Source organism: Bacillus sp. FSL E2-8887 (assembly GCF_038007205.1).
GTDB classification, from domain to species: Bacteria; Bacillota; Bacilli; order Bacillales; family Bacillaceae_G; genus Bacillus_A; species Bacillus_A mycoides.
Map to the genome: position 1 here is coordinate 4,124,637 of NZ_JBBOWS010000001.1, position 21,149 is coordinate 4,145,785.

The following is a 21,149-nucleotide window of genomic DNA, read 5'->3' on the forward strand; positions in this document are numbered from 1 at the left end:
CGCCATCCTCTTTTATTGCATATTTCTTGTTAAAGGTAAAATAAATACTTCTACACGTCTATTTTTCGCTTTTCCTTCTGGCGTATCATTTGGTGCAATTGAACGGTATTCTCCATAACCAACTGCACTAAATTTTTCTGGTTGCAATTCTTTATTTTGGAGTAACACCTGCATAAAATTAACTGCACGCTGTGTACTTAACTCCCAGTTTGATGCAAACTGAGCATTTGCGATAGGAACCGTATCTGTATGACCCGACACTGTAATTTCACGAGGTGATGCTGAAACAAGTAGGTTAGACATCTCTTTTGCAATCCCTAACGATTCCAACTTCACATCTGCTTTCCCTGAATCAAATAGTACATTTTCTAATATCGTTAACATTAATCCTTTTTCAGTTAACTTAGTTTGAAAAGAAGAGGATAGTTGTTTCTCATTAATATATTGATCAATCTTTTTTTGTAATGCTTTCAACTCATCCATTTCTTTTTTTTCTTTAGCTCTATCTTCCGCTTGTTTTTTTGCTTGTTCTGCCTCAAGGCTATTTGCTGATAATTCTTTTTCCTCATTTGGTTTTTGATCGCTTAAAAATTCTTTATTTCCTGTTCCACCGGCTAACTCACTTCGAAAAGCAACTGCCATCTGTTTAAACTTCGCAGCATCTATACTACTCATTGCGAATAATACGATGAACAATGCAAATAACAACGTTAACATATCAGAATATGGAATTAACCAAGTTTCATCGATATGCTCATCATGTTTTTTCTTTTTACCTCTTCTATTTTTCTTACTCCGCATTTTTTTCTGCTCCTTTTTCTAGCTTTTTACGCTCAGTTGCAGAAAGTGCACCTAAAATGCGGTTCTTCATAATAAACGGATATGTACCTTCTTGTAACATTAATAAACAATCAATAATTAAACGTTTCTTCTCTAATTCAGCAGCAGACTTTTGCTTTAATTTATTTGCAAACGGATGCCATAATACGTAACCTGAAAAAATACCGAAAATCGTTGCAATAAACGCACCTGAAATAGCATGCCCTAGCTTTTCAATATCAGTTAAATTTCCAAGTGCAGCTACAAGACCAATAACAGCACCTAAAACCCCTAGTGTAGGTGCATATGTACCAGCTTGCGAGAAAATAGCAGCCCCTTTTGCATGTCTCTCTTCAATCGCTTCTAATTCGGCTTCTAAAATTTGTTCTAAATCCTCTGCAGATACACCATCAATAACAAATTTCATACCACGCAAAAGAAATTCATCTTCAATTTCATCTAATTGTTGCTCTAAAGACAAAATACCGTATTTTCTACTCTCAGATGTCCAATGAACAAATAATTCTAGCAATTGTTCATAACTTAAATCTTTTTTATTTGTACCAAAAAGAACTTTAAATAATTTTGGAACTCTTTTTAGTTGATTCATCGGAAAGGCAATACACACTGCAGCAAATGTACCGACGAAAATAATTAGTGCTGCGGCAGGATTTAGTAAGGCTGTTATGTCAGCGCCCTTGACGACCATCCCTACGACTACCGCTAATACTCCTAAAATGATTCCAATAATTGTTGCAAAATCCATTCCCATTCACTCCTAGTCTATACCAGAGGTCTTTTATTCTCGATAATCGCTACATCTTCTTATATACATATATTACATAAAAAATGAACTTCATGAAAGATAAGAAATGAATTATATGAAAAAATACTACAATTTCACACATTTTCTGACATTTTCTTTGCGTTTTTATTACGTTATGACTCTTATATTTCTTTTTCAATAAACTAAACTTATAATAAAAGCGATACATATTTTATTAAGAAAGGACAGTGATTACAAGGTATCATGAAAAAGATAATAATTATTTCTGCCATTACTATTGTAATCGGTATCACATCTTTCGCTTACTTTGCTTCTAAATCACCACTGCAAAATGAGGCGAAAGCTGTCGAAAGTCAAAAACATAGTAACCATCCAAAAGAAGAGATTCCTGCTTTTCCAAAAGCTGATCATAACGCAAAGAAACTAGATAATAATTTTTCCGTTGTAACAAATCCAGATTCTGCTCTTGTATTAGTCAATAAACATCGTAAATTACCAAATGGGTACATTCCAGAAGATTTAACGAAACCGAACGTACCATTTACTAGTCCAAAAGATAAAGAGAAAACATTACTTCGCAAAGATGCTGCAGACGCTCTTGAAAAAATGTTCCAAGCAGCGAAAGAAGAAGGTTTAGAACTTACAGCAGTTTCAGGTTACCGTTCTTACAAACGCCAACAGTCATTACATAATACATATATTAAACGCCAAGGAAAAGCTGAGGCTGATTCGGTAAGTGCAATTCCTGGAACAAGTGAGCATCAAACTGGTCTAGCAATGGATATTAGCTCAAAATCTGCCAAATTCCAATTAGAACCAATTTTCGGAGAGACAGCAGAAGGAAAATGGGTTGCAGAACATGCCCATGAGTTTGGATTTGTCATTCGTTATTTAGAGGATAAAACAGAGACAACAGAATATTCATATGAACCGTGGCACTTACGCTACGTTGGCAATCCATATGCCGCATACATATATAAGCACCACCTAACATTAGAAGAGGCAACGAAGGACAAAAAATAAGAGAGCGAATCGCCCTCTTATTTTTCTTTTATTCTATTATTGTAATAATTCCTTCCATTCCTCAGTCCACGGTTCGCCTCTTCCAGTTTTTTTCGATGCTTGGACCATCATACCGCGTCCAACTAAACAAACTTCTCCTTCTGCATTTTTGACCATATAGTGTAAATCTAAAGAGGAATTCCCAACCGCTCCCGCCTTTACATATACTTTCAACTGCTCATCAAAATAAATTTGTTTAATAAAATTGCATTGTAGATCTGCGACGACTATCATCGTTTCTGATGATTCATGTGTCCATTCTTGCATAAATCCGAGTTCTTTAAACAATGCGATACGCGCTTCTTCAAAATATGTAAAAGCAACGACATTATTTACATGTCCAAACATATCTACTTCACCAAAACGAACTTTGACAGGATTATAAAATGAAAAACCACTTTCCCATTGCTCAAAGTCTTCAATATAAGAAATTCTCTTCATCGTTCCCTCTCCTTTTCGCCCTTAAAATAAAGTGAAACTTTAATCAGTGGGGGTTTTGTTCATCCCCCACTGATTATTAGTTGAACCAATCGGGCGTTTACGGGCAGTTGATCTCCCACCTAGCTTCTTTGCTCCACCTGAATTTTGAGGTGGGAGTTTTACTGCCCGTTAATGCGGGATAAACAGAATAAACAGAAATATAAAGTTATAAATATTGCCTCTTCAACATGAAGAGGCAATATTTATTAATAGTTATTATCGCTACCAAAGAAATCTTTGAACGATTGAATTGTTGTATCACGGTTTAATGCTGCAATTGAAGTTGTTAATGGAATACCTTTCGGACATGATTGCACACAGTTTTGAGAGTTACCACAGTTTGCAAGTCCTCCATCACCCATAATTGCACGTAAGCGATCTGCTTTATGCATTTCACCAGTTGGATGCGAGTTAAATAAACGCGCTTGTGAAAGCGGTGCTGGTCCAATAAAGTCAGACTTACTGTTTACGTTCGGACATGACTCTAAGCAAACACCACATGTCATACATTTCGAAAGTTCATATGCCCATTGACGCTTTTTCTCTGGCATTCTTGGACCTGGCCCTAGGTCGTACGTACCGTCGATTGGAATCCAAGCTTTAACACGTTTTAACGCGTTAAACATACGGCTACGGTCAACTTGTAAATCACGTACAATCGGGAATGTCTTCATCGGCTTTAAGCGAATTGGTTGCTCTAACTGGTCAATAAGAGCTGTACATGATTGACGTGGTTTTCCGTTAATCACCATCGAACAAGCACCACATACTTCTTCTAAACAGTTCATATCCCATGCAATCGGAGTCGTCTGGTTTCCTTTTGAATCAACAGGATTACGACGAATTTCCATCAGTGCCGAAATAATGTTCATATTTGGACGATATGGAATTTCAAACTCTTGATCAAACTCTTGTGCATCTGGTCCATCTTGTCTCGTAATGATGAGGCGGATTGTTTTCTCAGACATGTTGCTTATCCCCCTTCTCTTCACCCTTAGCAGCTACATCATGTTTTGAGGAATAGTCACGTTTACGTGGTTTAATTAATGAAACATCCACTTCTTCGTAATGGAATGCTGGTGCCTTTCCTTCTCCCTCAAATTTCGCCATCGTAGTTTTTAAGAAGTTTGCATCATCACGATTTGGGAATTCTGGTTTGTAATGCGCTCCGCGGCTTTCATTACGGTTATATGCGCCAATTGTAATAACACGTGCTAACTCGAACATATTTGCAAGTTGGCGTGTAAATGAAGCACCCTGGTTACTCCATCTTGCTGTATCGTTAATGTTAATGCGTTTGTAACGCGCCATTAACTCTTCAATTTTCGCATCAGTTTCTAGTAACTTTTTATTTTCACGAACTACTGTAACGTTATCTGTCATCCATTCTCCAAGCTCTTTATGAAGAACATATGCATTTTCGTCACCATCAAGCATTAAAATATTGTTAAATTTCTCTGTTTCGATTAATTCATTTTGCTCATATACAGTAGTTGAAACAGCATCAGATGATTTAGAAAGACCTTTCATATACTCAATTGCGTTCGGTCCTGCTACCATACCACCGTAAATTGCTGATAATAATGAGTTCGCACCAAGGCGGTTACCACCGTGCATAGAATAATCACACTCACCTGCTGCAAATAAACCTGGAATACTTGTCATTTGCTTATAATCAACCCATAATCCGCCCATTGAATAGTGAACTGCTGGGAAGATTTTCATTGGTAGTTTACGAGGATCATCACCTGTAAATTTCTCATAGATTTCAATAATTCCACCAAGTTTAATATCTAGTTCTTTCGGATCTTTATGAGAAAGATCTAAGTACACCATGTTTTCACCGTTAATACCTAGTTTTTGCTCTACGCAAACATCAAAGATTTCACGCGTTGCAATATCACGAGGTACAAGGTTTCCGTAAGCTGGATATTTTTCTTCTAAGAAGTACCATGGCTTACCATCTTTATACGTCCAAACACGTCCACCTTCACCACGTGCAGATTCACTCATAAGACGTAACTTATCGTCTCCAGGAATTGCCGTTGGATGAATTTGAATGAACTCACCGTTCGCATAATATGCACCTTGTTGATATACAGCAGACGCTGCAGTACCTGTATTAATAATAGAGTTTGTTGATTTTCCAAAGATGATACCAGGGCCCCCTGTTGCCATAATCACGGCATCAGCTTGGAAACTTTTTATCTCCATAGTTTGTAAGTCTTGCGCGACGATTCCTCGGCACACACCTTCATCATCTACAACAGCTCGTAAGAAATCCCAACCTTCATATTTCGTTACAAGTCCTGCTACTTCATGACGACGTACTTGCTCATCTAATGCATATAGTAATTGTTGACCAGTTGTTGCGCCAGCAAATGCTGTACGGTGATGTTGTGTTCCACCGAAACGACGGAAATCCAGAAGTCCTTCTTCCGTACGGTTGAACATAACACCCATGCGATCCATTAAATGAATAATACCAGGTGCTGCATCACACATCGCTTTAACTGGTGGTTGGTTCGCTAAGAAGTCCCCACCATAAATTGTATCGTCAAAGTGGATCCATGGAGAATCCCCTTCACCTTTTGTATTTACGGCACCGTTAATTCCACCTTGGGCACATACAGAATGTGAACGTTTTACTGGTACTAAAGAAAATAGTTCAACATTTACTCCTGCTTCTGCCGCTTTAATCGTTGCCATTAAGCCGGCCAAGCCACCGCCGACTACTATAAGTTTCCCTTTCATGCTCTCCCACTCCTTACTGGTTTGCTAGCTGTGGATCGATGAACGCTAATAATGCACTCACACCTACATAAGATAGACCTAAGAAAATAGCTAATGTTACATAAGTAGAGATTCTTTGTGAACGTGGAGATACTGTAATTCCCCAGCTTATACAGAATGTCCATAGTCCATTTGCAAAGTGGAAAATTGTTGAAACAACACCAACTAAATAGAAACCAAACATAAATGGGTTGTTTAAAATATCTGCCATCATATCATAGTTTACCTCTTTACCTAACAATGCTTGAATACGAGTTTCCCAGACGTGCCAAGAAATGAAGATCAGCGTAACGATACCTGAAATTCGTTGGAAGACGAACATCCAGTTACGGAAATAGCCGTAAGATACCGCATTGTTCTTAGCTGTAAATGCAATATATAAGCCATATATAGCATGGTACAGTATAGGTAAAAAGATGATGAAAATTTCTAGCGCATACCGGAATGGAAGGAGCTCCATAAAGCCTGCAGCTTTGTTAAAAGCCTCTGCTCCCCTTGTTGCAAAGTTGTTTACAATTAAATGTTGCGTCAAAAAGACACCAACCGGAATGACCCCCATTAATGAGTGCCACTTACGAAACGTATACTCGCGGCCTTTCATGTCCCCATTACCCCCTTGAATGTTTGACTGCTGTTTTCAGATTAATTTACAACAATAATGTTTTTTCACTATTGGCATAAGAAAAACTGAAAAAATTATTCAAAATATTTCAGCATAATTTGATAACAAGTTCATTTTACCCCTATTTTTGTCGAAGCGTCAAGAAAACGTATACATAATTTGCACATAATTTGCATATAATTTGCCAATTCTTTTTTTTTCTTATATATTCAGATTTCCCCAAAGAAAAATCTATTTTTATAAATGAAAAATGTTATATAATAATCCCTATAGAAAGAGGGGAATATTGTGAGCAAAAATACAATCGATATAACATCTTTAGAAGATGTTTCATTGAACGCCTTCGCTTATGAATTGCTACGTGAAGAATTACTACCTGATTTAATTGGTAACGATTTAGATGGTATTTTATACTGGGCTGGTAGAAACCTTGCGAGAAAATATCCGCTAGAAACAATTGAAGAAGTCATTCAGTTTTTTGAAAAAGCTGGTTGGGGCACTTTAAGTATCATTGAACATAAACGTCGTGAAATGCAGTTTCAACTTAAAGGTACACTTATTACTGAGCGTCAAAAACAAAAAAGACATTCATCTTATCAATTAGAAGCTGGATTTATCGCCGAGCAAATTCAAAGACAAAGAAACGTCGTTGCAGAGTCCTATGAGGAACAGAAAAAGCGTTCAGACTCTATTACATTTCTTGTTAAATGGGATATAAAAGATCTCATTGAAGTGTAGCATCTACTTACAGTCAACTAGACATATAAGTTTAGTTGACTTTTTTGTATATTCATTTAGGTGTGTTTATTTTAAATATTCAGAAATTATACCAAAAAACAGAAGACGTTGTAAACTACAACGTCTTCTTATCTGTTAAATAAGTATAAATCATCTCTGCAACATTTTTCGGCATACCTGCTTCGACAAATTCCGATATGGAAGCTTCTTTCATCTTTTTTAATGAACCAAAATGTTTTAGCAATACCTTTTTTCGTTTATCGCCGATTCCTGGAATATCATCCAATGCTGATTGAATGACCGATTTCCCGTGCAACTGGCGATGGAATGTAATTGCAAATCTATGCACTTCATCTTGAATGCGTTGCAATAAATAAAATTCTTGGCTATTCCTCTCAAGCATCACAGGTTCAGGCGGAGCTCCAATAATTAAATGTGATGTTTTATGTTTGTCATCTTTTACAAGCCCTGCCATCGGAATATATAAACCGAGTTCGTTCTCCAGAACATCACTTGTAGCGGCCAGATGGCCTTTTCCACCATCAATAATGATTAAATCTGGTAAAGGTAAATTCTCTTTAAGCGCCCTCGTATAACGGCGTCTTACAACTTCCCTCATAGATTCGTAATCATCAGGACCTTGAACCGTTTTAATTTTATATTTCCGATATTCTTTCTTTGCTGGTTTCCCATCGATAAAAGCAATCATTGCGGAAACGGGATTTGTCCCTTGAATATTCGAGTTATCAAACGCTTCAATACGATATGGGGTTTCAATGCCCAGCTGCTTCCCTAAATTATCAATGGCTTTAACCGTCCGCTCTTCATCACGTTCAATTAAGTGAAATTTCTCTTCTAGTGCAATTTTTGCGTTTTTATTTGCTAATTCTACAAGGTCTTTTTTCTTCCCACGCTTCGGCTGTGTCGCTTCAACTTCTAAAAAGCGCTCTACTAATTCTGAATCTATACTTCCTGGAACAACAATTTCCTTCGGCTTGAAATGACTACTGTTTTCATAAAATTGACCGATAAAAGTTAAAAATCCCTCTTCTGGTTCATCATAAATCGGGAACATAGAAACATCACGTTCAATTAGCTTTCCTTTTCGAACGAAGAAAACTTGAACACACATCCACCCTTTATCAACTGCATATCCAAACACATCACGATCCACTAAATCACTCATAATCATCTTTTGCTTTTCCATAATTGCATCAATATGAGCAATTTGATCTCGCAACTCTTTCGCCCGTTCAAATTCTAGCTTTTCTGAAGCCTCATACATCTTCGTTTCTAATTCTGAACGAATTTCTTTATGCCCACCGTTTAAGAATTTAATAATTTCATCAACAATTTCTTTGTTTTGCTCATCCGTTACTTCTTTCACACAAGGTGCTAAACATTGACCCATATGATAATACAAGCAAACTTTATCTGGCATATTTGAACATTTACGAAGTGGATACATACGATCTAATAATTTCTTTGTTTCATGTGCCGATTGCGCATTTGGATAAGGCCCAAAGTACTTTCCTTTATCCTTTTTTACATTTCGCGTAATGAGTAAGCGCGGCTGTTTTTCAGCTGTAATTTTAATGAAAGGATATGTTTTATCATCTTTTAATTGAATATTATATTTTGGATCATATTTTTTTATTAAATTTAACTCTAAAATAAGAGCCTCCAAATTTGAGGAAGTCACAATATATTCAAAATCAACAATTTCTCCAACAAGCCGAAGTGTTTTCCCATCATGCGAACCAGTAAAGTACGAGCGCACACGATTTTTGAGTACCTTTGCTTTTCCGACATATATAACCGTTCCCTGCTTATCCTTCATTAAATAACAACCAGGTTGATCGGGCAAAATTGCTAACTTCTCTTTTAAATGCTCGTGCACTCGTCTCCCTCCATTTCTACATGCTTATGCTTATCATTTTTATTTTCACATAAAAACATACTATGCCAAAACACCCAACATACGTTCTTTTATTGTAACGGAAAGGTTGTAAAAAAGAAAATAAAAAAAGCTACCAAATGGTAGCTTCTTTATTTTAGAAGTGTTTAGAAACTAATTCTACTAACGCTTCTTTCGGTTTATATCCTAACGCTTGATCAACCACTTTACCGTCTTTTAATACGAAAAGAGCTGGAATGCTCATTACTTCGAATTGACGAGCAGTTTCTTGGTTTTCATCAACGTCAACTTTTACTACTTTTACTTTCTCGCCTAACTCTGAATCGATTTCCTCTAATACAGGAGCGATCATTTTACAAGGTCCGCACCAAGGCGCCCAGAAATCTAATAGTACAACACCTTCGCTAGTTTCAGCCGCGAAGCTTTGGTCATTTGCATTTATAATTGCCATTTTATTTCCTCCTTCAAGTATATTCTACCAAGAGTATATCATTAACTTTTATACGTGGCGAATATTATGTATCGTTATGTATTGTAACAAAAAAATGTTCCTTTATACTATATAAAAATATGGATGAAATACTAAAAAGATGAGAGACAGGGGATCTCTCACCTTTTTCTATATATAGGGGTACTTCACTTGGAACTCAAGGGTACTCAAATCATGAATGTACTTTTAACTTTTTAAACTCTTCTGTTAAAAGAGGTAATACTTCAAACAGATCACCGACAATACCATAGTCAGCTACTTTGAAGATACTAGCTTCTGGATCTTTATTAATCGCAACAATTATTTTTGAATTAGACATACCAGCTAAATGCTGAATCGCACCAGAAATCCCGCATGCAATGTATAGGTCTGGTGTAACAACTTTACCTGTTTGACCAATTTGTAATGAATAATCACAGTACTCAGCATCACAAGCACCACGAGATGCTCCAACAGCGCCGCCTAGTACGTCAGCTAATTCTTTTAACGGTTTAAATCCTTCTTCACTCTTCACACCACGTCCACCAGCTATAATAACTTTCGCTTCAGAAAGATCAACACCTTCTGCAGTTTTACGGACAACATCTTGAATGATTGTACGTAAATCTTTCACATCAACTGTAATAGAAGACACGTCAGCTGTACGAGACTCGTCTTTTTCAAGAGTTGCAATGTTATTTGGACGCACTGTCGCAAATAATATACCATCTGTTACGATCTTCTTCTCAAATGCTTTACCAGAGTAAATCGGACGAGTGAAGATAACATTTCCACCTTCAACTTCTAAAGCCGTTACGTCAGAAATTAAACCAGCTTCTAATTTCGCTGCTAATTTTGGTGATAAATCTTTACCAAGTGCCGTATGTCCAAATACAATGCCTTCTGGCTTTTCTTCAGCATATACAGCTAAAAACGCTTGTGCATATCCATCAGATGTATATGATTTTAATTTATCATTTTCAACTGTCACAACGCGATCTGCACCGTAATGAATCAATTCATTTGCAAAAGAGGCAACGCTGTCTCCAACTAGAAGACCTACCACTTCACCGCCTTCTGCAATTGTTTTTGCTGCTGCTACCGCTTCAAACGAAACGTTACGTAGCGATCCATCACGAACTTCACCCATTACTAATACTTTACGAGCCATAGATTTTCCCTCCTGCATATATAATTTCGTATTTTATTAGATTACTTTCGCTTCTGTATGGAGCAACGATACAAGTTCTTTTACTTGATCTTGCAGCTCGCCTTGTAACACTTTTCCTGCATCTTTCTTAGGAGGCAAATAGATTTCAATTGTTTTTGTTTTTGCTTCCACATCATCTTCTTCTAAATCTAAATCATCTAATTCTACTTCTTCTAGTGGCTTCTTCTTCGCTTTCATAATACCTGGAAGTGATGGATAACGCGGTTCATTTAAACCTTGTTGCGCTGTTACTAGAAGAGGTAATGATGATTCAATTACTTCTGTATCCCCTTCAACATCACGCTCAATCTTCACATTTGTACCATCAATTTCAAGCTTCGTAATCGTCGTTACGTATGGGATATTTAACGCTTCAGCTACTCGTGGACCAACTTGTCCAGATGCACCGTCAATCGCAACGTTCCCGCCTAAAATTAAATCGATTTCTTTATCTTTTAAATATTCAGCGAGCACTTTTGCTGTTGTAAATTGGTCACCATTCTCAACATCATCTTCAATGTTAATTAGTACCGCTTTATCGCAGCCCATCGCTAATGCTGTGCGAAGTTCTTTTTCACTATCCTCGCCACCAACTGTTATAACAGTAACTTCTCCACCTTGTGCATCTCTTACTTGAATCGCTTCTTCAATCGCATATTCATCGTAAGGGTTGATGATGAATTCCGCTTCGCCATCGTAAATTGCACCGTTTTTAATTACGATTTTTTCTTCTGTGTCAAATGTTCGTTTCATGAGTACGTAGATGTTCATTCCATTTACCCCCTTATTTTTCAGAAAGATTCTATCAATTTTAAAATTCTGTTAATTTTTATTAAAAAAATAATTGGACTACCTACCACTAAATGAAGGCTTACGTTTTTCTAAAAACGCTGCTACGCCTTCTCTTCCATCTTCACTCGTAAATACTTCACCAAAAATCTGTGATTCACGCTGTACACCTTCATAATAATGAGACGATTTTGTCGTTTGTAATAACTCTAGCACAGCACGAGTTGTTGCTGGGCTTTTTCCAGCAATCTGTTTTGCAATTTTAAGCGTATCTTCTAAAATGGATTCTTCAGAAAACACTCCGTTAACAAGTCCCCATTGTAATGCTTCTGCACCAGTAATTGGTGTACTTGTTAACATCATTTCACAAGCTTTCGCTTTACCAACATAACGTGGTAAGCGCTGTGTACCTGCAAAACCAGGAATTAATCCAAGTGTTAATTCAGGTAAACCAAGCTTTGTACTTTCAGTTACAAAGCGCATGTGGCAAGACATAGCAAACTCAAGGCCGCCGCCAAGTGCCGCTCCATGAATTGCCGCAATAACTGGTTTTGAGCATTTTTCAACACGCTCAAACGTAACTTGTCCAAGCTGTGCTAACTCTGTTGCTTGCTTCGCTTCAGTAACAGATGTAAATTCTTTAATATCTGCCCCTGCTGAGAAGAAGCGTCCTTCACCATGTAAAACAACAACACGAATGTTATCATCCTTTTCCACTTGATCGATTAATTCAGTAACGTCATGCATAACTTGTGAAGACATCGCATTAGCTGGCGCATGATTTAACGTCGCCACCGCGATATGATCTTCAACTTTTACAGATAGGAATTTCAACATGATCCCTCCCATTATTGACGATAACCACAAGCTGCAATAAGTAGCCCATGTACCGTTTTTGAAAGTGCGACCAGATCATACTTATGATCGCTCATTACCCAATTGGTCACAACTTCATCTACTGTTCCAAAGATCATTTGTCTTGCCACGCGAACGTTTAAATCCGCCTGAAATTCACCTTGCTTTATACCTGTCTCTAAAATCTCATCCATAACTTGTAAGTAGCCTTTTAATACTTCATTTATTTTAAGGCGCAAGTCTTGATTGGACTGCCTTAGCTCTAATTGCGTAACGATAGCAAGAGGATCATTTTGTGACAACAGCAAGAAGTGCGTTTCTACCAACATGAATAACTTCGCTACAGCGCTTTCAATTCCTGCTATTTTTTGACGAATTGTTTCAACAAATTCTCCCATCTTCTCTTGGAATAAGGATATTAATATATCTTCTTTATTTTTAAAATATAAATAAATCGTGCCATCAGCTACCCCAGCTTGCTTTGCAATTTTAGAAACTTGCGCTTGATGGTATCCATTCTCCGCAATCACAATGACTGCAGCATCAATAATCTGATTGTATTTCGGTCTATTTTTCTTCACTTTACTGTCCCCTTCAAGAAGATGACTGAATGAATAGTCATTCATATTCTTATAATACTGACTATTTAGAAAAGTGTCAATCCTATTTTTTCAAAAAGAAAGGGCCTTAGCCCGTTTGCTCATCCTCATTCTTTCTCTTCTCTTCATCTATTAGGACACGACGTAAAATTTTTCCGACTGTCGTCTTCGGCAACTCACTTCTAAACTCATATACCTTCGGAACTTTGTAAGCTGCTAAATATTTACGTGCAAACTGATCTAATTCTTCTTCAGAACACTCAGCGCCTTCTTTCAAAACAACAAACGCTTTTACAGTTTCCCCTCGATACGGATCAGGAACACCGATTGTTACCACTTCTTGCACCTTTTCGTGTTCATATAACACTTCTTCTACTTCACGAGGATATACGTTAAAGCCACTAGCAACGATCATATCTTTCTTACGATCTTTCACATAGAAAAAGCCATCCTCATCCATGTATCCTACATCACCTGTATGGAGCCAGCCATCTTGCAGTACAGCTGCCGTTTCTTCTGGCTTATTCCAATACCCTTTCATAATTTGTGGGCCCTTTACAACAATTTCACCAATTTCACCTGGAGGTAATGACTCTCCTGTTTCAAGTGACATGATGATTGCCTCTGTATCCGGCCACGGTACCCCAATACTTCCCGGCACACGCTTTTCCCACAAAAAATTCCCATGTGTAACTGGTGATGACTCCGTTAATCCATAACCTTCTACTAATTTACCACCTGTAACTCTCTCAAACTCCTCCTGCACTTCTACAGGAAGCGGTGCAGAACCACTAATACAAGCCTGAATTGAAGAAATATCATATTCTTTTAAAAGAGGACTATTTAATAGAGCAATATAAATGGTTGGTGCTCCTGGAAATAGTGTAACTTTATGTTTCTTAATTGCTTCAAAAACCATTTTCATATCAAACTTCGGAATAAGCACCATTTTATATCCTTGCATAATACTTAAATTCATTACAGCTGTCATCCCGTACACATGAAAAAACGGAAGAACACCAAGAATTACCTCTTCTCCTTCTTTACAATTATATAACCAATGCGCTCCCATTAAAGTGTTCGAAACGAGGTTTTTATGCGTTAACATAACCCCTTTTGGAAACCCTGTCGTTCCCCCTGTATACTGCAAAAGGGCTAGATCATTTTCGGGATCACATGGAACTTCAACATCAGCATTACTTTCTCTTTCTACCGATTTCCAAAGATGAATCGTTTCGCTTTCCGACACATTCACAACAAGATTTGCCTGCTTTTTTTGTACAAATGGATAAAGTAAATTTTTAGGGAATGGTAAAAAATCTGCAATACGAGTTACGATAATATGCTCAAGCTTTGTTGCAGTTTGAACATTAGTAACTCTCGGAAACACTAAATCCAGGCAAAGAATAACTTTTGCCCCTGAGTCATGAAGTTGGTACTCAAGCTCTCTTTCTGTATAAAGAGGATTCGTTTGTACAACAATCCCCCCCGCAAGCAAAGTACCATAATAACCAATTACAGATTGCGGACAATTCGGTAACATAATCGCAACTCTATCGCCTTTTTCAATACCAAGCCTTTGAAGGTAATTCGCAAATTTCTTTACCTTGTCATGGAAATCTGAAAATGTAACATCTTTACCTAAAAAGTGAAGCGCTTTCTTTTCTGGATAACGAGCAGCCATTTTCTCTAAATATCCATGAAGTGGCTGAATATCATATGAAATCGTACCTGGGATTTCCTCTGGATAACTCTGCAACCAAGGTTTTTCCACTCTCATTCCCCCTTCCAATACTTGTGAAAATAAATGAATGTTCATTCATGATGATTGTTTTCATTATATTATAGTCAGAACAGCGTTACAATCATAATATTCTGACTTTTGTATAACTATGCTTTACTTCGTTAACTTCTTATTATATGTATAAACTCTCTTAATTTTAAAAGAATAAGAGAGTTCACGTTACTTAGCTTAATCTTATAATCGTTAAAACTGCACCAGGTGTAGTCGTTGATAACGTGGCAACAGCTAACAATCCAAACAACTGCAAACTAATTGCACTCCCCGCTGCAAGAGTCGTAATAATTGTTGCACTAAATGAAGTCGTTGCTAATGCAGGAGAGTTGATAGTCCCAGCAAGCGGTGCCCCATTAATTGTAATTCGCGAACTAACTAATAATGAAGCCGTTATATTAATTGTATATGAAATATAATAATTCCCCGCATTTGCGGCCGTAAATACTGTGTTCCCCCCCGACACTGTAATTCCTGGACCGATATTCTGATTATTTGGAAGTGGGACATTTGTCCCACCAAGTAATACTGATATTGCCGTACCCGATGTATTATTCGCAAATGCATACGTTGCCGTGATACTTGTACCTGTTACTCCCGTCGCTCCTGTTTCACCTGTTGCTCCCGTTGGACCTGTTGCTCCTGTTGCTCCCGTTATTCCTGTCGCTCCCGTTGCTCCCGTTATTCCTGTTGCTCCCGTTATTCCTGTCGCTCCCGTTACTCCCGTTGCTCCTGTTGCTCCCGTTGCTCCTGTTGCTCCCGTTGCTCCTGTTGCTCCCGTTGCTCCTGTTGCTCCCGTTGCTCCCGTTGCTCCCGTTGCTCCCGTTGCTCCTGTTGCTCCTGTTGCTCCTGTTGCTCCTGTTGGGCCTGTTGGGCCTGTTGAGCCTGTTGGACCTGTCGCTCCTGTTGCTCCCGTTACTCCTGTCGCTCCTGTATCACCTGTCGCTCCCGTTGGACCCGTTGGACCTGTTGGACCGAGCTTAGGAACTGTCCCATCGCAACTAAAACAGCACGAATCAACATGTAAACCATTTTGATTATTACTCCATAAAGACATGTTGACCCTCCTTCGTGTTCGATCTTTTAAGTAAGCCCACTAATTAAAAATATCTTTCTAATAAAAATCAGTTTTTATTTTCCTTATCAACTACCCGCTCTGGAACAAACCTTTTATAAACAAAGTTTTTTTCCTTACATTCTAATAAATATTACATGCAATACGCTCTCCTTTCGCTTGTACTTTCGCCTTCCTCATTAAAGGAATTTCAGCTCCTTCAACCTTGATACACGTATGCATTTCAATACGATATATTAAAATCCGTATAAATCGTTATTTTCAGTCAAAATTTTTAAAAAATATTGACACTTAAAACGCCCTCATAGTATGATTTGGGTGTTGTAATTGATAACAATTTTCAATATCGTACATATTGCAAATAAAACATTTTATTTGGGGGCAGAAGATGAAGAAGATTTTCAGTATTTTCATAGTAGTTCTTCTATTCGCTGTTGGATGCGGGCAGCAAAAAGAGGAGAAAAAAGAAACAAAAGCGGACAATAAAAATCAAGCTATAACAATTAAACATGCTGAAGGGGAAACAAAGTTAGATAAACCAGCGAAAAAAGTTGTTGTACTTGAGTGGGTATATTCAGAAGACTTATTAGCACTTGGTGTTCAGCCAGTAGGGATGGCAGACATTAAGAATTATAATAAATGGGTAAATACAGAAACAAAACCAGGTAAAGATGTTGTCGATGTAGGAACACGTCAACAACCAAACTTAGAAGAAATTAGCCGTCTAAAACCAGATTTAATTATCACAGCTTCATTCCGTAGTAAAGCTATTAAAAACGAATTAGAGCAAATCGCTCCTACAGTTATGTTCGATCCATCAACAAGCAATAACGATCACTTTGCTGAAATGACAGAGACATTTAAACAAATTGCAAAAGCAGTTGGAAAAGAAGAAGAAGGTAAAAAAGTATTAGCTGATATGGATAAAACATTTGCAGATGCAAAAGCGAAAATTGACAAAGCAGACTTAAAAGATAAAAACATCGCAATGGTACAAGCATTTACAGCTAAAAACGTACCAACATTCCGTATATTGACTGACAATTCTACAGCTTTACAAGTTACAAAAAAATTAGGTTTAACAAACACTTTTGAAGCTGGGAAATCAGAGGCAGATGGTTTCAAACAAACAACTGTAGAATCATTACAAAGTGTACAAAATTCAAACTTCATTTACATTGTAGCGGATGATGATAACATTTTTGACACGCAACTAAAAGGTAACCCTGCTTGGGAAGGGTTAAATTTCAAAAAAGAAGACAAAATGTATAAATTAAAAGGCGACACTTGGATTTTCGGTGGTCCTGAGTCTGCAAAATCTTTAGCAACACAAGTAGCAGATGTAATGACAGCGAAGAAGTGATTACACGATGAATAGCTTACAACATACACTTCGAGCAAGTCTTGTATTCGGAGGAGGAGCAGCTCTCTTGCTCCTCCTTTTCTTTATTCATATCGGACAAGGGCAAGCAAACATTTCCTATAGTATGATTATTGATGCTCTTATCTCACCGAACCAATCACTAGAGCATCAAACTTTAATCATGCTTCGATTACCTAGAGCTGTAATTGCCATTTTAGCTGGAGGTGCTCTTGCTGCATCTGGGGTTATTTTACAAACATTAACGAAAAATCCACTTGCTGAATCCAGTACAATGGGTATTCACTCTGGCGCATATTTCTTTCTAGTAGCGGCTACAATTTTCTTACCGAAAGGTCTGCAAATTAATTCACTTCTTTTCACATTTATCGGCGGTGCTATTACTGCTTTATTTGTATACCGTATTTCTGGTGGGAAAAAGGGAACCCCACTTAGAATGGCACTAGCTGGTATGGTCGTTACATTAATGCTTTCTGCCTTTACCGGAACGATGCAGCTTTTCTATGAAAATGAAACAGCTGGTTTATTTTTATGGGGAGCTGGATCTCTTATTCAAAATAACTGGGATGGCGTTCAATTTGCTTTTCCATTTATCATTATTTCTTTCCTAGTTTTACTATTTATGTCTCGTAAACTCAACATCCTCTTACTTGGTGATGATGTTGCTGTTTCTCTTGGTGAAAAAACAGCAGTAACACGTCTTATCGCCTTCATTGCTGCGATCTTTTTAACAGCAGTAATTGTAACTGTTGTTGGACCGATTGGGTTTGTCGGCTTAGTTGCACCACATTTAATGCGTCTTATTGGCTACCGTCAACACTTTACTCTCCTTCTCTCTTCTTTCTTATGGGGAGCTGTACTATTACTTGGAGCTGATGTCGTTGGTAGACTAATAGATCCAACTGGGGCTGAACTTCCTGTCGGAGCAGTCACGGCAATGATTGGATCACCTTGGCTTATTTATTTAGTGTATCGAATGATGAAATCGAAACAATATATGAATGATAACGGCGCAAATGCAGCTGGAGCTAGTTCTCGCTATTACTCTTATAAAAAGGTAATCATTATCTCTATCACACTTTGCATTGTGACGATTGCTCTTGGTGTTACAATCGGTAGTAACGCTTATATCGAAAGTATTACAAATGTTATATCAGGACAATTAACACAATTTGATAAAAATATGATGATGAACCTTCGTTTACCAAGAATGCTCGTTGCTGCTATTGCTGGAGCATGCCTTGCGATAAGCGGACTTGTTTTCCAAGGTATATTACGAAACCCACTTGCCGATCCTTCTATTATTGGTATTTCATCGGGAGCAGGTGTTGGCGCTTTAACTATTATGTATGTCTTTCCCGCACTTCCTGGTTTCTTCCTACCAATTGGTGCATTTATTGGTGGACTACTTGCAGTTGGAATTGTCCTCTTCTTCTCATGGAAATCAGGATTTAGTCCAACAGCTCTTGCTTTAATAGGAATTGGCATTTCAGCGCTCGGCTCAGCGATTATTCAAATCTTTATCGTTAGAGCAAATTTGAATGTTGCTGCGGCCTTAACATGGTTGTCAGGCAGTACGTATGCAAGAGGATGGAATCACTTAGAAAATATCATTCTATATCCATCTCTTATTCTTATACCAATTATCTTTTTCTTAATGAAACAACTTGACGTTCTTGTACTTGGAGATGATTTAGCAACCGGACTCGGGCAGCCTGTAAATAAAACGCGTCTTGCTCTAATTGTGTTAGCGACACTACTTGCATCAATTAACATTGCTGCTGTCGGTACAATTGCCTTTTTAGGTCTTGTTGCACCTCACTTAGCACGAATCGTCGTTGGTATGAATCATCAAAGACTATTCGTTTGTTCAGCACTGTTTGGAGCAATCCTTCTTTCCATTGCTGATTTACTCGGACGAACGATTGCATATCCGAAAGAAATCCCTTCTGGTCTTGTCGTTGCTGTACTTGGAGCACCTTATTTCTTATGGTTGATGAGGAAGAGCGGGAAGAAGGTTGGTTAAAAAAAAGAGGCTTCTTAATATGAGAAGCCTCTTTTTTATTCGTTCTGATAGGTTAAAAGGAAACTATCTTTTTTTCACGAATGTAACCTATGAACATAACTAGGAGGGATAAATATGTACCAAACTATTGAAGGTTTTCTACAATCATGGACATACGAAGCTGAGTCTACTCAGAAGATGCTCGATGCATTAACAGATGAATCTTTGTCACAAGAAATTGCACCTGGGCACTGGACTTTAGGGAGAGTCGCTTGGCATATCGTTACTGCAATTCCAGTTATACTATCTGGCACAGGACTTAAGTTTGAAGGAGAAACGAAAGATTATCCTGTACCAACTTCAGCAAAAACAATTGCAGATGGATATCGCAATGTGAATGCAGCTTTTGTTGAAACGCTTCAAAGTGAATGGACTGATAAAGACTTAGCTACTATTAATGACTTCTTTGGTCGCCCTATGCCGAATTCTATATTTTTAATGACACTCATTAATCATCAAAATCACCACCGCGGGCAGATGACTGTTTTAATGCGTCAAGCTGGATTAAAAGTCCCTGGCGTATACGGTCCTTCCAAAGAAGAATGGGCTGCTACTGGAATGGAAGCTCCCCAAATGTAACGACAGAAAAAGACAAGGTGTAAATTTTATCAAGACCTAAATTGAAAAAAGTCAATAAATTAAAGAGCATAACATATTTTATATGTCTAATATGTTATGCTCTTTCTTCTGAAACTAAAGCTCACTCTTTCAAAACATTTAAAAAAGCATAAAAACAGATATTAAATTCTCATTAATATTCTATTAAAACTTTTAATGGGTTAACTTTACCCTCATTTAAATCCTTAAAACATTGGATTAATTGCCCTTTCTCAATTTTCAACTCAAATAGATTAATTAAAAGTGAGCCTTTTTGTTTTACGTTCTCAAAATACCATTCCGAATGCTTTTTATAATCCCACCCATCACTCGAACCAATTATTTTTAATTCCTTCTTATAAAATTCTGGTTGTAGTTCAAATATTTCTTTATTTCCATCTGAAAGGATGCATAACCCAGCACCCTGCAATAGTGCTTTTTGTAGAGAGTTAAAGGCTTCTTTGTATCCTGAACATTCTAATCCATAACTATAAAGATCTTGTGGACACTCCGACATATCATTAAAAACATTCTTGGCCCCTAACAGTTTGGCTAAGTCTCCTCTTGATTGATTTGGTTCCAATACATCAACGTGATAAACGTTCATATATTCTTTAAGAAAATAAACTGCTAAAAGTCCCATTGTACCCATACCTGTCACTATTATTTTATCTTCTTTTTTCGGATTAAGTTTAAGGACACCTTTAGCTGAGTCACAAGACAAGATGGTAAGCAATGCATCTGAGTAGTGAATACCTTTTGGAACAAGTATTGCCTTATAGTTTTTAATTACCCCGTAATCTTTATGTCCGTAAAATGCTACTACTCTGTCCCCTATTTTTAGCGTTTTAACCTCGTCACCAACTTCAATTATTTCACCGTAACTTTCATAACCAGTTTCTTTAGGATAGTGTGGGGACTTTTCAGTTAAATCAGTTTCCATATACTGTGGAAGTTCTGCTCCGATGCTAATTGCTCCTGCAATTGTTTTTACTAATACTTCATCTTTTTCAAGAGAAGGTAGTTCTTTTTGTGCCCATTTTAATTCTTTTTTTCCATATAATATGAGTGAATTTTGTTTCATATATAACATCC

General features: G+C 37.5%; 20 protein-coding genes. 5 read left to right on the top strand and 15 right to left on the bottom strand.

The features are described from left to right. Window positions 1-12 precede the first annotated feature (12 nt). Together motB and motA are read right to left on the bottom strand one after the other, a co-directional pair. Entirely contained in the window at window positions 13-801 is a 789-nt protein-coding gene (motB, locus tag NSQ08_RS21155; protein WP_002184884.1) for a flagellar motor protein MotB, read from the bottom strand. Beyond that, entirely contained in the window at window positions 791-1,585 is a 795-nt protein-coding gene (gene motA / locus NSQ08_RS21160; RefSeq protein ID WP_215590227.1) for a flagellar motor stator protein MotA, read from the bottom strand. Before motA ends, motB begins: the two co-directional genes overlap by 11 nt. 264 nt (window positions 1,586-1,849) lie before the next feature. On the opposite strand from motA, the gene NSQ08_RS21165 reads away from it, so the two are divergent. After that, window positions 1,850-2,629 (top strand): M15 family metallopeptidase, encoded by a 780-nt coding sequence (locus NSQ08_RS21165; protein WP_215590228.1) that lies wholly within the window; start codon window positions 1,850-1,852, stop codon window positions 2,627-2,629. A 36-nt stretch (window positions 2,630-2,665) separates the two neighbouring features. On the opposite strand, the gene NSQ08_RS21170 is transcribed toward NSQ08_RS21165, so the two are convergent. From NSQ08_RS21170 to sdhC, 4 genes are all read right to left on the bottom strand, one after another. Then, a complete protein-coding gene (locus tag NSQ08_RS21170) occupies window positions 2,666-3,109 on the bottom strand; it encodes an acyl-CoA thioesterase (protein WP_002034215.1) in 444 nt (147 codons plus the stop codon). Between the two features lie 245 nt (window positions 3,110-3,354). Continuing rightward, complete coding sequence (gene sdhB / locus NSQ08_RS21175) at window positions 3,355-4,116, bottom strand: succinate dehydrogenase iron-sulfur subunit (RefSeq protein ID WP_002088861.1); 762 nt, start codon at window positions 4,114-4,116, stop codon at window positions 3,355-3,357. Continuing rightward, window positions 4,109-5,902: a succinate dehydrogenase flavoprotein subunit gene (gene sdhA / locus NSQ08_RS21180; RefSeq protein ID WP_340778642.1), complete on the bottom strand. Its 1,794-nt coding sequence runs from the start codon at window positions 5,900-5,902 to the stop codon at window positions 4,109-4,111. Before sdhA ends, sdhB begins: the two co-directional genes overlap by 8 nt. Window positions 5,903-5,915: 13 nt before the next feature. After that, window positions 5,916-6,542, bottom strand: coding sequence for a succinate dehydrogenase cytochrome B558 (gene sdhC, locus NSQ08_RS21185; RefSeq protein WP_002015407.1), 627 nt, complete (start codon window positions 6,540-6,542; stop codon window positions 5,916-5,918). A 309-nt stretch (window positions 6,543-6,851) separates the two neighbouring features. Here sdhC and NSQ08_RS21190 point away from each other — a divergent pair, with 309 nt between their 5' ends. Next, window positions 6,852-7,301, top strand: a complete 450-nt coding sequence (locus NSQ08_RS21190) for a YslB family protein (protein ID WP_002015405.1) — start codon at window positions 6,852-6,854, stop codon at window positions 7,299-7,301. Between the two features lie 115 nt (window positions 7,302-7,416). On the opposite strand, the gene uvrC is transcribed toward NSQ08_RS21190, so the two are convergent. The 8 genes from uvrC to NSQ08_RS21230 all read right to left on the bottom strand — a co-directional run bounded on the left by uvrC (window position 7,417) and on the right by NSQ08_RS21230 (window position 15,993). Next, a complete protein-coding gene (gene uvrC / locus NSQ08_RS21195; protein WP_340778644.1) occupies window positions 7,417-9,201 on the bottom strand; it encodes an excinuclease ABC subunit C in 1,785 nt (594 codons plus the stop codon). A 154-nt stretch (window positions 9,202-9,355) separates the two neighbouring features. Further along, window positions 9,356-9,670, bottom strand: a complete 315-nt coding sequence (trxA, locus tag NSQ08_RS21200; RefSeq protein WP_000974757.1) for a thioredoxin — start codon at window positions 9,668-9,670, stop codon at window positions 9,356-9,358. 211 nt (window positions 9,671-9,881) lie between these two features. After that, on the bottom strand, window positions 9,882-10,859 hold the full coding sequence (gene etfA / locus NSQ08_RS21205; RefSeq protein ID WP_002015402.1) for an electron transfer flavoprotein subunit alpha: 978 nt from the start codon (window positions 10,857-10,859) through the stop codon (window positions 9,882-9,884). Between the two features lie 36 nt (window positions 10,860-10,895). Continuing rightward, complete coding sequence (gene etfB, locus NSQ08_RS21210) at window positions 10,896-11,669, bottom strand: electron transfer flavoprotein subunit beta (protein ID WP_002088867.1); 774 nt, start codon at window positions 11,667-11,669, stop codon at window positions 10,896-10,898. 78 nt (window positions 11,670-11,747) lie between these two features. After that, window positions 11,748-12,524, bottom strand: a complete 777-nt coding sequence (locus NSQ08_RS21215) for an enoyl-CoA hydratase (protein WP_002088868.1) — start codon at window positions 12,522-12,524, stop codon at window positions 11,748-11,750. An 11-nt stretch (window positions 12,525-12,535) separates the two neighbouring features. After that, window positions 12,536-13,123 (bottom strand): TetR/AcrR family transcriptional regulator, encoded by a 588-nt coding sequence (locus NSQ08_RS21220; RefSeq protein ID WP_012261773.1) that lies wholly within the window; start codon window positions 13,121-13,123, stop codon window positions 12,536-12,538. A 106-nt stretch (window positions 13,124-13,229) separates the two neighbouring features. Next, window positions 13,230-14,915, bottom strand: coding sequence for a long-chain-fatty-acid--CoA ligase (locus tag NSQ08_RS21225; protein WP_002088870.1), 1,686 nt, complete (start codon window positions 14,913-14,915; stop codon window positions 13,230-13,232). Between the two features lie 193 nt (window positions 14,916-15,108). Beyond that, window positions 15,109-15,993 (bottom strand): BclA C-terminal domain-containing protein, encoded by an 885-nt coding sequence (locus NSQ08_RS21230; protein ID WP_340778648.1) that lies wholly within the window; start codon window positions 15,991-15,993, stop codon window positions 15,109-15,111. A gap of 406 nt (window positions 15,994-16,399) precedes the next feature. Here NSQ08_RS21230 and NSQ08_RS21235 point away from each other — a divergent pair, with 406 nt between their 5' ends. From NSQ08_RS21235 to NSQ08_RS21245, 3 genes are all read left to right on the top strand, one after another. Then, on the top strand, window positions 16,400-17,374 hold the full coding sequence (locus NSQ08_RS21235) for an ABC transporter substrate-binding protein (RefSeq protein ID WP_033709479.1): 975 nt from the start codon (window positions 16,400-16,402) through the stop codon (window positions 17,372-17,374). A gap of 7 nt (window positions 17,375-17,381) precedes the next feature. Next, a complete protein-coding gene (fhuB, locus tag NSQ08_RS21240) occupies window positions 17,382-19,418 on the top strand; it encodes a Fe(3+)-hydroxamate ABC transporter permease FhuB (RefSeq protein WP_002034271.1) in 2,037 nt (678 codons plus the stop codon). Window positions 19,419-19,532: 114 nt separating this feature from the next. Then, window positions 19,533-20,036: a DinB family protein gene (locus tag NSQ08_RS21245; protein WP_002034270.1), complete on the top strand. Its 504-nt coding sequence runs from the start codon at window positions 19,533-19,535 to the stop codon at window positions 20,034-20,036. A 172-nt stretch (window positions 20,037-20,208) separates the two neighbouring features. Here the strand turns inward: NSQ08_RS21245 and NSQ08_RS21250 are convergent, their stop codons facing one another. Continuing rightward, entirely contained in the window at window positions 20,209-21,138 is a 930-nt protein-coding gene (locus NSQ08_RS21250) for a zinc-dependent alcohol dehydrogenase (RefSeq protein WP_328069126.1), read from the bottom strand. Window positions 21,139-21,149 lie beyond the last annotated feature (11 nt).

What these genes read in the sequence shown, in the direction of transcription:
- motB (WP_002184884.1), bottom strand. Translation starts at nt 801, where the DNA reads ATGCGGAGTAAGAAAAATAGAAGAGGTAAAAAGAAAAAACATGATGAG.
- motA (WP_215590227.1), bottom strand. Translation starts at nt 1,585, where the DNA reads ATGGATTTTGCAACAATTATTGGAATCATTTTAGGAGTATTAGCGGTA.
- NSQ08_RS21165 (WP_215590228.1), top strand. Translation starts at nt 1,850, where the DNA reads ATGAAAAAGATAATAATTATTTCTGCCATTACTATTGTAATCGGTATC.
- NSQ08_RS21170 (WP_002034215.1), bottom strand. Translation starts at nt 3,109, where the DNA reads ATGAAGAGAATTTCTTATATTGAAGACTTTGAGCAATGGGAAAGTGGT.
- sdhB (WP_002088861.1), bottom strand. Translation starts at nt 4,116, where the DNA reads ATGTCTGAGAAAACAATCCGCCTCATCATTACGAGACAAGATGGACCA.
- sdhA (WP_340778642.1), bottom strand. Translation starts at nt 5,902, where the DNA reads ATGAAAGGGAAACTTATAGTAGTCGGCGGTGGCTTGGCCGGCTTAATG.
- sdhC (WP_002015407.1), bottom strand. Translation starts at nt 6,542, where the DNA reads ATGAAAGGCCGCGAGTATACGTTTCGTAAGTGGCACTCATTAATGGGG.
- trxA (WP_000974757.1), bottom strand. Translation starts at nt 9,670, where the DNA reads ATGGCAATTATAAATGCAAATGACCAAAGCTTCGCGGCTGAAACTAGC.
- etfA (WP_002015402.1), bottom strand. Translation starts at nt 10,859, where the DNA reads ATGGCTCGTAAAGTATTAGTAATGGGTGAAGTTCGTGATGGATCGCTA.
- etfB (WP_002088867.1), bottom strand. Translation starts at nt 11,669, where the DNA reads ATGAACATCTACGTACTCATGAAACGAACATTTGACACAGAAGAAAAA.
- NSQ08_RS21215 (WP_002088868.1), bottom strand. Translation starts at nt 12,524, where the DNA reads ATGTTGAAATTCCTATCTGTAAAAGTTGAAGATCATATCGCGGTGGCG.
- NSQ08_RS21230 (WP_340778648.1), bottom strand. Translation starts at nt 15,993, where the DNA reads ATGTCTTTATGGAGTAATAATCAAAATGGTTTACATGTTGATTCGTGC.
- NSQ08_RS21235 (WP_033709479.1), top strand. Translation starts at nt 16,400, where the DNA reads ATGAAGAAGATTTTCAGTATTTTCATAGTAGTTCTTCTATTCGCTGTT.
- fhuB (WP_002034271.1), top strand. Translation starts at nt 17,382, where the DNA reads ATGAATAGCTTACAACATACACTTCGAGCAAGTCTTGTATTCGGAGGA.
- NSQ08_RS21245 (WP_002034270.1), top strand. Translation starts at nt 19,533, where the DNA reads ATGTACCAAACTATTGAAGGTTTTCTACAATCATGGACATACGAAGCT.
- NSQ08_RS21250 (WP_328069126.1), bottom strand. Translation starts at nt 21,138, where the DNA reads ATGAAACAAAATTCACTCATATTATATGGAAAAAAAGAATTAAAATGG.